This is a genomic window from Polymorphospora sp. NPDC050346, assembly GCF_040655695.1.
GTDB lineage: Bacteria > Actinomycetota > Actinomycetes > Mycobacteriales > Micromonosporaceae > Polymorphospora > Polymorphospora lycopeni.
In genome coordinates, this window is the sequence record NZ_JBFAKM010000005.1 from 274333 (window position 1) to 286124 (window position 11792).

Consider the following 11792-nt stretch of genomic DNA (forward strand, 5'->3'; position numbering starts at 1 on the left):
CCCCATCCTAGCAATACTTGACACGCGGAATATTGAGACGACTATAGTTGCTGAGTCAGCCAACGGCTCAAGACCCGATCTGCTCCTGGAGGGCAACGACAATGACCACCGACACGAACACCCGCTCCTGGGACGGCCTGACCATCCCGACCGCCGGCACCTTCGAGCTCGACCAGGCCCACAAGCGGGTCGGCTTCGTTGCCCGGCACCTCATGGTGAGCAAGGTTCGTGGTGAGTTCACCGAGGCGACGGCGACGGTCACGATCGGCGAGGACCCGCTGCAGTCGTCCGTCGTCGCCACGATCCAGGCCGCGAGCATCAGCACCGGCCAGGCTGACCGCGACAACCACCTGCGCACCGGCGACTTCCTCGAGGCCGACAAGTACCCGACGCTGGAGTTCCGCAGCACCGGCGTGAAGTCGCACAGCGGCAACGAGTTCGTCCTGACCGGCGACCTCACCATCAAGGACGTCACCCGCCAGGTCGAGCTGGCCGTCGAGTTCGAGGGCGCCGGCCGCAGCCCGTACGGCTTCGACGTGTTCGGCTTCTCCGCCGCCACCGAGATCGACCGGGAGGACTTCGGTCTGACCTGGAACGTCGCGCTGGAGTCCGGTGGCGTGATGGTCGGCAAGAAGGTCAAGATCGAGATCGAGGGTGAGGCCATCCGTCAGGCCTGACCTTCGCGCAGCGCTCGGAAGCGCCCCGGTGATCGTGCCCACGGTCACCGGGGCGCTTCTCTGGGTAGGAGACCGGATCGGCGTATGAAAAGGTGGACGTAGCGCTTCCCCCCGCTTACGCAGGGGTGACGTGTGCCTGTTTTGTCCCCCACTCTGCGCGGTTGCGGCTTCACCAGAATCGGTTAGTCGCGCGGTTGGATGGGCATGCGGACATGTGATCGCGCTGGGACAGCTCTGCGCCGGGGAGGGCAACATGGGCAGGGACCTCACGCCGGACGCATTCTCGCGCGAGGATCGCGTCCGATATCGGCAAAAAGTACGCCGATGTCTGGACGTCTTCGCGCTGATGCTCGACGACTTCGGCTTCGACGCCGACCGGCCCACCACCGGCCTGGAGATCGAACTCAACCTGGTCGACGCCAACGCCGACCCGGCCATGCGCAACGCGGAGATCCTGGCCAACCTCGCCGATCCCACGTTCCAGACCGAACTGGGGCAGTTCAACCTCGAACTCAACGCCCGACCGCGGCTCATCGAGGGCGACGGCTTCGCCGACTACGAGGCCGACCTCCAGGACAGCCTCGGCCGGGCCGAGGACCGGGCGGTCAAGGCCGACTCGACCATCATCCTGATCGGCATGCTGCCGACCCTGACCCCGCAGCACCTCGTGCTCGACAACCTCTCCACCAACGAGCGCTACCGGGCGCTGAACGACCAGATCGTCGCCGCCCGTGGCGAGGACCTCCAGCTCGACATCCGGGGCGTCGAGCGGCTGAGCACCCACACCGACTCGATCGCGCCGGAGGCGGCGTGCACCAGCGTCCAGTTCCACCTGCAGGTGGCGCCGGACAGCTTCGCGAACTACTGGAACGCCTCCCAGGCGATCGCCGGGGTCCAGGTCGCGATCGGGGCGAACTCCCCGTTCCTGTACGGCCGGCAACTCTGGGCCGAGACCCGCATCGCCCTCTTCGAGCAGGCCACCGACACCCGGCCCGACGAGCTCAAGGCCCAGGGCGTACGACCACGGGTGTGGTTCGGCGAACGGTGGATCACCTCGATCTTCGACCTCTTCGAGGAGAACGTCCGCTACTTCCCGCCGCTGCTGCCGATCTGCGACGACGAGGACCCGGTCGAGGTGCTGCACGACGGCGGCGTACCGCTGCTCAGCGAGCTTCGGCTGCACAACGGCACCATCTACCGGTGGAACCGGCCGGTCTACGACATCATGAACGGCCGCCCGCACCTGCGGGTGGAGAACCGGGTGCTGCCGGCCGGACCCACCGTCGTCGACATGCTCGCCAACGCCGCCTTCTACCTCGGGCTCTCCCGCGAACTCGCCGAAGCCGACCGTCCGATCTGGAGTCAGATGCCGTTCGCCACCGCCGAGGAGAACTTCCACGTCGCGGCCCGGCGGGGCATCGCGGCGACCGTCCAGTGGCCCGGGCTGGGCGAGACGCCGGTCACCGACCTGGTGCTGGAGGTCCTGCTACCGAAGGCGTACGCGGGACTCGACCGGTTCGGGGTCGACCGCGCGCACCGCGACCGGCTGCTCGGCATCATCGAGCAGCGCTGCCGTACCGGCCGCAACGGCGCGGTCTGGCAGGCCGAGGCGGTGTGGGCCGCCGAACACCAGCGGGGAATGGACCGTCCGGCCGCGCTGCGCTACATGCTCCAGTGCTACGGCGATCTCCAGCACACCAACGAACCCGTCCACACCTGGCCGATCGACTGACCCGTACGCCGTCTCCGGCGGTCGGCAGGTCGCGTCGGGCGCGGCTCAGCGGGAGCGGCGGCCGAGCCGGCGCAGCCTGCTCATCGCCTTCGACTCCTCGGGCGCCGGTTCCGGCTCGGCGCCGGGCAGGGTGCCCGTCGGCCACAGCGGTTGCGGCGGGGCGCCGCCGGCAGCACCGGCCGTCGGCGCGGTGGTCCCGGCACCGGACGTCTCCGAGACGTACGCCCGCGACGGCGCGTACGCGTCGTCCGCCAGGTCGGCGTCCGGCCGGGCCGGCGCCGGCGGCGCCGGTGGGGGTTGCACCGGGGTGGGCGCCACCGGGGCGGGCTGAGTCGGCGCGGGCGCCTTGGCCGGCTTGGCCGCGGCCTTCGGGGCGGCCTTTGCGGCGGCCGGCTTCGGAGCGGCGGGTTTCGGAGCGGCGGGTTTCGTGCCGGCGGCCTTCGCCGCGCGGGGCGACGGCGCTACCGGCTTCGCCGATCCGGTGACCTTGGCCGGCGCGGGTGATTTCGTGAGTTCGGGAGTGCCGCCCGGTCCGGTGGCCTTCGTCGGCGTCGCGGCGTCGGCCGGAGCCGGGGCGCCGGCCTTGACCGCCACGGCGCCCGAGGCTCCCCCGACCGGCTGGGTGGACGGGATCGGCTGGGTGGACGGGACCGGTGGCGCGGAACGGGCATCGGCCTGGTCGGCGTCGGTGGTGTCCGGCCCGGCACCCGACTCCCCGTCGGCCGGCGGCTCGGTGGTGTCGTCCCCGGACCCGGCCGCCGCCCGGTTACGGCTCTCGGTCCGCTGGGCGAGGGCGGTCACCAGCACCGACCCGGCGAGACCGGCGATCACCGCGTACGGCGCCAGCAGGTGCGCGGAAAGCTGCTCGGCCTGGATGCCGGCCAGTCGGGGCGCGGCGAGGAAGTAGGCGGCGGCCACCAGCAGCGGGCCGATACCTCCGGAGACAGCGGTGCCGACCCGGGTGCGGGCCAGCCGCGCCGAGGGCCAGGCGGCGAGCACCCCGATCACCAGGGCGGAGCCGAGGGCCAGCGCGGCGCCGGGCCAGTAGAAGTAGTCACGGATCCAGAACCGCTCGCTGTCGTTGGTGATCTGCCACACGCCGAGCTGGGCGCTGGTCAGGCCGCGCCCCGACAGGACCCCGTCGACCACGGCGATCACGGCGAGCAGCCACAGCCAGCCGACGGTGGCGACGACGTTGCGTGCCACGGCCCGCGAGGCGAGTGCCCAGATCGCCACCAGCAGGCCCCCGACGACGCCGACGACGGCGTAGCCGGCCGCGATGGTCTGGGGCGAGAAGGTGTCGGCGCGACTGGCCGCCCGGGCCGGTACGGCCACGAGCGCGACCGTGACCAGCGCCCCGACCGCGGCCGCGACGGCGATCGCGATCCGCCACAGGGTGGTGGCGAGGGTCACATGGTCGTCGTCGGCGGGCCGCTCACCGACCGGTGTGCTGAGCCGTTCGGCACAGATCGCGCCGATGATCGTCGAAGTCGCGGCGATCCACGCCGCCCAGGCCAGGCTCGCGACCCAGCCTGCGTCGCCGCCGGCCCCGGTCGCCGGAACCCAGGTGATGATGCCGAGGCCGTAGCCCAGACCCAGCTGCGCGGCGCCAGCACCCGCTGCACTGCCGACCGCGGTGGCGATCGGCCCTCCCCAGCCTCGTACGGCCATGCGGGGCAGCGTATCGTTCGGCCGCCAGTCGGGCGAGTCGTCGTACGCGCGGCACCGGGCCGACCGACCCCGAAAGGCTGGCGTGGTTGGTCGTGGTCGCGCCCGTCTTGCAGACTCGAACCGGTCGGATTCTGGATTGGCGGAGCATCGATCGCGTCGGATCATGGTTGCGGCGGGTCGGCAGGCCGTCGGACAGGTGGGACAGTGGGCGGCATGATGGACGGGAAGTCGGCATGACGGACGGAAACGGTTCCTGGGGAGCACCGGGCGGGACGCGGCAGGAGCTGACCCGGCCCGGCGTGCTGGCCGGGGCGGCGGTGTTGACGGTCGTGCTCGCCGTGGTCGGGGCGACCGCCGGCTGGGCGGCCGCCGGCTCGGAGAGCGACTCGAACGCGAATCCGGGCGGTCCGACCCCCTCGGTCACGACGAGCCAGCAGGCGCCGGACCGGCAGGACGAACCGACCGAGTCCCCCACGCCCTCGCCGTCGGCCAGCTCGTCCGCGCCGCCCGAGTCGATGCCGATGCCGGATGTGCTCGGCATGGAATGCGAAGAGGCGGTCGAGGAGCTGAAGGAGGCCGGTCTTCGGCCGCCGGCCCTGCTGATCGGTCGGGGAAAGGTGGACCGGCAGAGTCCGGATGCCGGCGTCCAGGTCCGACAGGGGCAACCGGTGATCATCACCTGTGACAACGGTCGGCCGGGCGGTCCCAGCCCGTCCGAGAGTGACGGCGGCGACGAAGGCGACGACTGAGCGACCGGATCCGGACACACCCGGTGATCACGGTCGACGGCAGACGCCCGGTCGGCCGGATAGGTTGGATCCACGTGGATGGGTTCCACGTGGGGAGGACCTGTGATGGCCGACGAGCCGCGTGACGGTGTGCACCCGCCGGATCGGTCGGACGGCGCACCGGACCAGACCCGTCCCTTCGACCCGGTCACCGACGACGACGGGCCGGACGTCACCGGGGGGCCGGCAGCGGCGGCGAGGCCCGGCGGGCCCGATGCCACCACCGTCCACGGAGCCGGCCCCGACGCCGACTCGACCGCACCCTTGCCGGCCGGTGACGACCGGACCGCCCGGCTCGGCGACGACCGGACCGCACAGTTCGGCGGTGGCGACCGGGTGGGCGGCGACGTGTGGTCCGGCCGGGCCGGCGTGCCACCACCCGGCGCCGCGCCACGTACCCCGGCTCCCGCGACGGTCGAGCAGGTGGAGTGGGACGAGGTCGACCGGGGTCCCCGTCGGTGGTGGCTGCCGATCGTCGCGGGTGTCGTGGCGTTGCTGCTGCTGGCCGTACTCGGCTTCGGCATCTGGCTGATCGTGGGCTCGACGGGTGACGACGGGGGACCGGTCACCCCGTCCCCCTCGGCGACGACCGGATCGCCGAGCCCGTCGCCGTCACCCACCTCGGCCGCGCCGACCACGGCCTCGGCCAGCCCCAGCCCGAGCGAGCCGGAGACCGTCGAGGTGCCGCCGGTGCTGGGACTGCCGGAGGCTGTCGCCCGAGGTCTGCTGGACCAGTTCGGGCTGACCTACGGCCTGGAGTTCCGCGACTCCGACGAGGCGCCGGGAACCGTCATCGAGGTGCAGCCCGGGGTCGGCACCGAGGTTCCACCGGGCGAGCAGGTCACGCTCGTCATCGCACAGGCGCCGGCGCCGACGGTCACCCCGACGGTGAGCCCGACGCCGTCGGTGACGCCGGGCGGCTGACACCCGCTCACCAGTGCTGGCGGCGCCAGCCGACCATCGCCAGTCCGGTGGTGGCGATGGCCAGGCCGAAGATTCCCGAGTAGACCAGCGTGCGCCGGTGGTCTTCCGGCCGGCGGTCCGCCGCGGTGGACCGTACCGGCACGGTTTCGACCGGTGCGGCGGCCGGCATGTCCGGCCGTGCCGTCGCGGCCGGCGCCGACCGGGTCGGAGTCGGCCCGCCGAAGCCGGCGCCGGCACCGCGCCACGCCGCGTCCGACGGGGTGATCGGGGTGATCTGCCGTGGCCCGTCGGCGCCACCGCCGTGACCGTCGGCGGACGGCACCGGCCCCGACGGTGCGGAACTGGGCGGGGTCGACCGGGTCGGTGCCGGCGTGGGGGTGCCGGACGGCGACGGGCTGGCGGGGGTCGGGTCGGTGGACGGCGTCGGCTCGATGGACCGGGTCGGCTCGACCGTCGGGGAGGCGCCCGGCGAGGTGCCGGTCGACGGGTCGGACCAGGTCGGGGTCACCGCGTTCGCGGCCATGCCGTGGCCGGCCGGTCCGGCGTGGCCGGCAGCCGCCGTCCCGGCCAGGACCGCCGCGGACAGGCTGACGAACACGGCGCCGACGGCCACGAGTGTCCTGGTCGGACGGTGGCGGTCCGGCGGGTCGGCCGGCGACCCGATCAGGTGTGGATGCCTCGGCGCGGTGATGGGCATGGCGGTCCCCCAGGTTCGGGGTCCGGGCCACGGGCGAGGAAGCAAACGTGCTGGGTGGGTGTGCCGAGTCTATGCCGGCCGAACCGCCGTCCGGGCCGAACGGCGAGATTCCGGTCAGCCGGTGCGAACCGGGCTCGGCTTGACGACCCGTCCCCGTGGTCCCGCGTTGGGGCGCAGCTGGCGCAGCCCACTCAACTGGACGAAGATCGATCGACGGTCGACGGCCTCGCCCGCGGCGTTCAGTTCGTAGCCGTCGAGCCAGGCCCAGCCGTCGTACGTCGTCCAGTCGTGCACCCGGATCACCCGGAAGAGGATGGGCTCGGTGAACTGGACGCTTGCCGCACGGGTCACATGGAGGACGTCGCCGGAGCGGGGAAGCACATCGACTCCTGTCTGGAAAGGACTAATTGTCCGGTCCGGGACAACTATGGACCATCGCGAATTGCTCGCCGCGCTCGTGGCGGTGTCGGGGCACCCGGCCGGGGTGGCGGCGGGTGGAGCACCGGCCGGATCGGCGCTTGAGTGTCGGGCAACTGTCCCGTCGATGCCGGCATCCGCGCCGACCCGGCCGAGTGCTCAATCCGCGTGGTCCCGCACCCGCCGCCGTGGCAGCTCGGCTTACAGCGGCGAGGCTTTGACCGCGGAATGTGGTGGTGCCGTTTTGCCGTAGTGATGGACGCGCAGCCCGCCGGCACCTTGATCGTTTAAGTGTCGTGGGACTTCAGCGATCTTCTGTCGGAACTCTGAGTGATTCGACCCGTACGGACAGCCTGCACGAACGGCATGATTCATGCAAGTTGCAGTTCTCGATTCACCCGTGCCTCGATCGGGGGGTAGGTCCTCCGGTTGCCGTCACATACGGCCGGGCGACACACTGGGGCGTGCTGTGGAAGATCGTGTCCGGTGACTGAGCGCCGGAGTCCGACCGTCCGGCGCCGCCGGCTCGGCGCCGAGCTGCGGCGGCGCCGGGAAGATGCCGGGGTCACCATCGAGATGGTCGCCGAGCGGCTGCGGTGCTCCTCGTCGAAGATCTCCCGGATCGAAACCGGCCACACCAGCGCGACGCCCCGCGACGTCGCGGACATGCTGGGCATCTACGGCGTCGTCGGCCCCGAGGGCGAGGAACTGGTGCAGATCGCCAGGGAGGCCCGGCAGAAGGGATGGTGGCATCCGTACAGCACGGTCCTGACCGGTGCGTACGTCGGTCTCGAGGCCGCGGCCCGCTCGGTGCGGGCGTACGAGCAGCAGGTGGTGCCCGGCCTGTTGCAGACCGGTGACTACGCGAAGGCGATGATCCGTTCGGCCCGCCCGGACATCACCGCCGAGGAGGTCGAGCGGCGGGTCCGCGTCCGACTGCAGCGCCAGTCGTTATTGACCCAGGACGATCCGATCGAGGTGTGGGTGGTACTGGACGAGGCGGTGGTCAGTCGCCCGGTTGGTGGCGACGAGGTGATGCGCGCCCAGTTGGCGCGGCTCGTCGAGGCCGCCGACCTGCCGAACGTGACGTTGCAGATCCTGCCGTTCGAGGTGGGGGCGCACGCCGGCATGGACGGTACGTTCACCATTCTCGACTTCGCCGAGGCACTTGACCCCGGTGTGGTGTACGCCGAGAACGCCACCGGGGGACTCTTCCTGGAGAAGGCCGAGGAACTACGCAAGTACGTCTTCATCTTCGATCACATCCGAGCGGCGGCACTGCGTCCGGAGGAGTCCGTGGCAGCCATCGCCAAGCTTGCAGAGGAGCCATTGTGGAGATCGAGACCGAAGAGTTCCGGGTGGACCTGACCCGGGCGGTGTGGCGGAAGAGTTCACGCAGCGGCCCCAACTGCGACAACTGCGTCGAGGTCGCCCAGTTGGCGGGCGTGGTGGCGGTGCGGGACTCCAAGGACCCGACGGGGCCGGCGCTGATCTTCGACCCGCGCGAGTGGGCCGCCTTCGTCGGCGGCGCCCGGGTCGGCGGGTTCGTCGCGAGCTAGCCCGGCCGGCGGCGAACGGATCACCACCGTCGCCTGCCTCCCGCCGCGTCGTTGTAAAAGATGGCGCGGCGGATGCCGGGCCACCCGCCGCAGCACCGATTGCCCCCGCGGCGGGACGCCACCGAGTTAGGCAGGCGAAAGATCATGACGTTAGGGCAGAACAACCTGGGTAACGGAGCGACGACGCAGGAGCGGTTCCCCGGGCCGTACCGGGGTGGCCGGCGCGACGGCGGACTGGCGGAGGACGGGCCGGCGAAGGGTGACGCCCCGCGTAACGGGATGTCCGCCGTCGACCGGGCGCCGAAGCTTCCCGGGCTCGAACTCGACGGTCTCGCCGACCCGGCCTTTCCGCTGCCGAGCTGGGACGAGCCGGCCGGTCAGCGGATGGCCGACCACCCGTTGCTGCGCGGACTGCTGCTGGAGTTGCCGCCGAAGGGGACCCTGCCGGATCCGGGGTGGCTCGACCGCTGGTTCGAGGCCACCCGTTCGGTCATCGAACTGCTGTACCTGCAGGACGCCGCCCGCCCGCGTTGACGGCCGCGACGGCGGGGGCCGGGCCGACCCGGCGGGCGGTGCGGCCGGCCCGCAGCACCGTCACGGCATGCGCGGCGAGGCGGCTGTGTCGCAGGGAGTGGCGTATCCCGATGCTGGCCCCGGCCAGCACCGCCGCGGTGAGCACCAGTCCGAGCATCGTCGGCCCGGTCAGCTCGGCCAGGCCGGCCGCGGTCACCGTCGCGGGCAGCGTGAGCAGCCCGGCGACCTGTAGCGGCATGGCGAGCAGGGGATGGGCCGCGGCGGCCCGCAGCGCCGGCGGCGCCGGGGTGTGTGGCGCGCTGGCGAAGGCGCCCGCGCCGCGGTGCAGCCGGAGGAGCCGGCGGGTGGTGGCCACCGCCACGACGACGGCCGGCACGGCCGGCAGGGCCAGTGCCCGGAGAGCCTGGTCGGCGGCGACGTCCGTGGTGACCAGTGCGACGGCCGCGACGCCCGCCATGGCGGCGAGGCCGGTTCCGGCCAGCATCACGAGCAACGCGGTACGGCGGCGCAGGCCACGGGCGGTGCCGACCGCTGGGAGACCGTCGGCGACGACGCCGGCGGTGAGCCAGACGGCGGCGACCGCGAGCAGGGTCGCGAGCTCGATGTTCACGACGACAAGTCTTTCCCGTCCCGGCCGCCGGGGGATCAGGGCATGGTCCCGGTTAGGCCCCTATGGACGCCCCGTAGGGGGCATCACAAAGTGATATATAAATTTCGACATCTATCGTTATGGTTACCTGGTTCCATAACCTCACCTTGATCGGCCATCACTGATCCCTCGTCTCCAGCGAGCGGACGGTCCGGGCCGGTCGGAGGGGAGGACGGGAGATGAATCTCCCACGTAGAACCGTTCTGGTCGGCGTAGCCGCGCTGACCGCCATCGCGGCCGCCACCCCGGCGCTCGCCGCGGAACCCACCGGAACCATCCGCAACGCGGGCGGCGCCACCGCGGTCGCGGACAGCTACATCGTCGTGCTCAAGGACAGCGCGGTCAGCCGCGCCAGCGTCGACACGACGGCCAGCAGCCTGGCCGGCCAGTACGGCGGCTCGATCGCCCGCACCTACAGCTCGGCGCTGCGCGGCTTCGAGGCCCGGCTCGACGCCAGGTCGGCGGCCCGCCTCGCGGCCCACCCGTCGGTGGCGTTCGTCGAGCAGAACCACACCGTCTCGCTGGCCGGCACCCAGCCCAACCCGCCGTCCTGGGGCCTCGACCGTATCGACCAGCCCAACCTGCCGCTGAACAGCTCGTACACCTACCCGAACGAGGGCAGCGGCGTCCGCGCCTACGTCATCGACACCGGGGTACGGACCAGCCACAACGACTTCAACCAGGCGAGCAGTGGCTACGACGCGGTCGACGGCGGAACCGCCGACGACTGCAACGGGCACGGCACCCACGTCGCCGGCACCGTCGGCGGCACCTCGTACGGCGTTGCCAAGGACGTGCAGATCGTCGGCGTACGCGTCCTCGACTGCAGCGGCAACGGCACCTACGCCGGGGTCATCGACGGCATCGACTGGGTGACCGCGAACGCGGTCCTGCCGGCCGTGGCGAACATGAGCCTCGGCGGCCCCGCCGACAGCTCGGTCGACCTGGCGGTCCAGAACTCGATCGACGAAGGCATCACCTACGTCGTGGCCGCCGGTAACGGCAACATCTTCGGCCAGCGCCAGAACGCCTGCAACTACTCGCCGGCCCGGGTCCCGGCCGCGATCACCGTCGGTGCGACCCAGAGCAACGACGCGGCCGCGAGCTTCTCCAACTTCGGCACCTGCGTCGACATCCTCGCGCCCGGCGTGAGCATCCCCTCGGCGTGGCACACCAACGACAGCGCCACGAACTCGATCAGCGGTACGTCGATGGCCTCCCCGCACGTCGCGGGCGCGGCCGCGCTGGTCCTGTCGCAGAACCCGACCTGGACGCCGCAGCAGGTTCGCGACGAACTGGTGAACACGTCCACCCCGAACGTGGTCACCAACGTCGGCACCGGAACCCCGAACCGGCTGCTCTTCGTCGGTGGCACGACCCCCCCGCCGACGAACAACTTCTCGGTCTCCGTCGCGCCGACCTCCGGCTCGGTCGTGGCGGGCGGCTCGGTGACCGCCACCGTCTCCACCGCCACCACGGCCGGCTCGCCGCAGGCGGTCAGCCTGTCCGCCAGCGGCCTGCCGAGCGGGGCGACCGCCTCGTTCAGCCCGGCCAGCGTCACCTCGGGCGGCTCCTCGACGCTGACCATCGCCACCACGGCGAGCACCGCGGCCGGGACGTACACCGTCTCGGTCAACGGCAGCGGCGCGGCCGGCACCCGGACGGCGACGTACACCCTGACGGTAACCGGTACCGGTGGCGGCTGCTCCGGCACCAACGGCACCGACGTGGCCATCCCGGACGGCGGCTCGGCGGTGACCAGCAGCATCGTGATCAGCGGCTGCAACCGCAACGCCTCGGCGACCTCGCGGGTGGCCGTGAACATCGTCCACACCTACCGCGGTGACCTGGTCGTCGACCTGCTGGCTCCGGACGGGACGTCGTACCGGCTGAAGAACAGCAGCGCCTCGGACAGCGCCGACAACGTCAACACGACGTACACGGTGAACCTGTCGTCGGAGGCGGCCAACGGCACCTGGCGACTCCAGGTCCGTGACGTCTACCTGGCGGACACCGGCTACATCAACACCTGGACCCTGACGCTCTAGTCGCAGGCTGGTCTCCAGGCCGGGGTCGATGCCGTGTTCGGCGTACGCGTCGGGGCAGGACGCGGCGGGCGGGTCCCAGCGTGCCCCGTCGCCTCC

Annotated in this window: 12 protein-coding genes; 8 read left to right on the forward strand and 4 right to left on the reverse strand. The window is 71.9% G+C overall.

The features are described from left to right. The first annotated feature begins 101 nt into the window (after positions 1-101). Both AB0I42_RS07985 and AB0I42_RS07990 read left to right on the forward strand, forming a co-directional pair. Positions 102-677 (forward strand): YceI family protein, encoded by a 576-nt coding sequence (locus AB0I42_RS07985; protein ID WP_357535223.1) that lies wholly within the window; start codon positions 102-104, stop codon positions 675-677. Between the two features lie 253 nt (positions 678-930). Continuing rightward, a complete protein-coding gene (locus AB0I42_RS07990; protein ID WP_357535225.1) occupies positions 931-2409 on the forward strand; it encodes a glutamate--cysteine ligase in 1479 nt (492 codons plus the stop codon). Positions 2410-2454: 45 nt separating this feature from the next. Here AB0I42_RS07990 and AB0I42_RS07995 read toward each other — a convergent pair whose 3' ends face one another. Beyond that, complete coding sequence (locus tag AB0I42_RS07995; protein WP_357535227.1) at positions 2455-4080, reverse strand: hypothetical protein; 1626 nt, start codon at positions 4078-4080, stop codon at positions 2455-2457. Between the two features lie 233 nt (positions 4081-4313). On the opposite strand from AB0I42_RS07995, the gene AB0I42_RS08000 reads away from it, so the two are divergent. After that, positions 4314-4829 carry a PASTA domain-containing protein gene (locus AB0I42_RS08000; RefSeq protein WP_357535229.1) on the forward strand — a complete coding sequence of 172 codons (516 nt, stop codon included), beginning with the start codon at positions 4314-4316 and terminating at the stop codon, positions 4827-4829. A gap of 105 nt (positions 4830-4934) precedes the next feature. Beyond that, the gene (locus AB0I42_RS08005; protein WP_357535230.1) at positions 4935-5792 is read left to right on the forward strand and encodes a PASTA domain-containing protein; all 858 of its coding nucleotides are present in this window, start codon (positions 4935-4937) and stop codon (positions 5790-5792) included. Positions 5793-5799: 7 nt separating this feature from the next. Here AB0I42_RS08005 and AB0I42_RS08010 read toward each other — a convergent pair whose 3' ends face one another. Continuing rightward, on the reverse strand, positions 5800-6489 hold the full coding sequence (locus AB0I42_RS08010; protein ID WP_357535232.1) for a hypothetical protein: 690 nt from the start codon (positions 6487-6489) through the stop codon (positions 5800-5802). 114 nt (positions 6490-6603) lie between these two features. After that, positions 6604-6870, reverse strand: coding sequence for a hypothetical protein (locus AB0I42_RS08015; RefSeq protein WP_357535233.1), 267 nt, complete (start codon positions 6868-6870; stop codon positions 6604-6606). Positions 6871-7392: 522 nt separating this feature from the next. Here AB0I42_RS08015 and AB0I42_RS08020 point away from each other — a divergent pair. The 3 genes from AB0I42_RS08020 (at position 7393) to AB0I42_RS08030 (ending at position 8999) form a co-directional block, all read left to right on the forward strand. Beyond that, positions 7393-8274 carry a helix-turn-helix transcriptional regulator gene (locus AB0I42_RS08020; protein WP_357535235.1) on the forward strand — a complete coding sequence of 294 codons (882 nt, stop codon included), beginning with the start codon at positions 7393-7395 and terminating at the stop codon, positions 8272-8274. Continuing rightward, the gene (locus AB0I42_RS08025; protein ID WP_357535268.1) at positions 8244-8465 is read left to right on the forward strand and encodes a DUF397 domain-containing protein; all 222 of its coding nucleotides are present in this window, start codon (positions 8244-8246) and stop codon (positions 8463-8465) included. The genes AB0I42_RS08020 and AB0I42_RS08025 overlap by 31 nt, the downstream gene beginning before the upstream one ends. 141 nt (positions 8466-8606) lie before the next feature. Further along, positions 8607-8999 (forward strand): hypothetical protein, encoded by a 393-nt coding sequence (locus AB0I42_RS08030; protein WP_357535270.1) that lies wholly within the window; start codon positions 8607-8609, stop codon positions 8997-8999. On the opposite strand, the gene AB0I42_RS08035 is transcribed toward AB0I42_RS08030, so the two are convergent. Further along, positions 8956-9609 carry a hypothetical protein gene (locus tag AB0I42_RS08035; RefSeq protein WP_357535237.1) on the reverse strand — a complete coding sequence of 218 codons (654 nt, stop codon included), beginning with the start codon at positions 9607-9609 and terminating at the stop codon, positions 8956-8958. The two genes, AB0I42_RS08030 and AB0I42_RS08035, sit on opposite strands and share 44 nt — an antisense overlap. 218 nt (positions 9610-9827) lie before the next feature. Between AB0I42_RS08035 and AB0I42_RS08040 the strand changes: the two genes are divergently transcribed. Continuing rightward, complete coding sequence (locus AB0I42_RS08040; protein ID WP_357535239.1) at positions 9828-11696, forward strand: S8 family serine peptidase; 1869 nt, start codon at positions 9828-9830, stop codon at positions 11694-11696. Positions 11697-11792 lie beyond the last annotated feature (96 nt).